At 60.0% G+C, this 795-nt stretch carries 1 protein-coding gene and 1 pseudogene; one reads left to right on the top strand and one right to left on the bottom strand.

Translation table 11 applies throughout. From position 1 onward, the window contains the following. Positions 1–6: 6 nt before the first annotated feature. Positions 7–309: a hypothetical protein gene (locus tag EOA22_RS35755; protein WP_224621166.1), complete on the bottom strand. Its 303-nt coding sequence runs from the start codon at positions 307–309 to the stop codon at positions 7–9. A gap of 318 nt (positions 310–627) precedes the next feature. On the opposite strand from EOA22_RS35755, the pseudogene EOA22_RS39410 reads away from it, so the two are divergent. Continuing rightward, a pseudogene (locus EOA22_RS39410) lies at positions 628–795 on the top strand (VOC family protein); the annotation flags it as partial.

Below are 795 nucleotides of genomic sequence, written 5' to 3'. Positions count from 1 at the left end.
CCAAGGCTAGCCGCCATCCTGAAGGGATAGGCCGGCGCTGGAAGCCGGCTTTTCCTCCGCCGTTACAGTCACCAGCCGCTCAAGCTTTGAAAGCCTGGTGCGAGCGAGCTTGCGGACCGGCCTTTCGAAACCTTCTTCGCCGTTTTCGACGACGAAGACCAAGGTCATGAAATCGAGCATGAATTCGTCGATGGCTGCCGCGACCTCGCGCGACCTGCCCTTGAACCGGCGCAGCAGAGCGGTTGCTTCCTCGATATCGTCGACACCGGCGCTGTCGACCAGCGCTTCGAGCCTCTGAAAACAATCCAATCGCAATTCCTCCCACCGCGCCACCAAACCCGGTTGCGAGCGGAAGGTTCCAAACTGTGAGTGGTCTCGCGAAGAAATCGCCTCCACTGCTTGAATTCCGCGGACGGGCCATCGGCAATTTTTTTGTTCGGGTGGAACCTCCGCGGCCAACAAAGGTTCTTACCAGGTCTGATCCCCCCTCAGACCCCTGAAGGCTAGACATGCTTTCCAAAGGCCCGCCGGATCCCCTCCCGGTGGGCCCTTTGTCTGCTGGGAAGTATCCGCATTGACGACGCCCTATCCCAACCTAAATTCGAACCCACACGAGGAGGCGTTTTCATGGAAACCCAGGAATTGCATCGCGGCCGGCTCATCGACCACATCCAACTGGTGGTCAGAAACCTCGCGGCCAGCCGGCGTTTCTACGAGGCGGTCCTGCAGGCGCTCGATGTCCCGATCGGCGGTAGCGGCGCCGACTTTTTCTGGGCCGACGAGCTGTTTGTCTCC

Source organism: Mesorhizobium sp. M7A.F.Ca.US.014.04.1.1 (assembly GCF_003998745.1).
GTDB lineage: Bacteria > Pseudomonadota > Alphaproteobacteria > Rhizobiales > Rhizobiaceae > Mesorhizobium > Mesorhizobium ciceri.
This window is presented reverse-complemented; position numbering and strand designations above follow the sequence as displayed.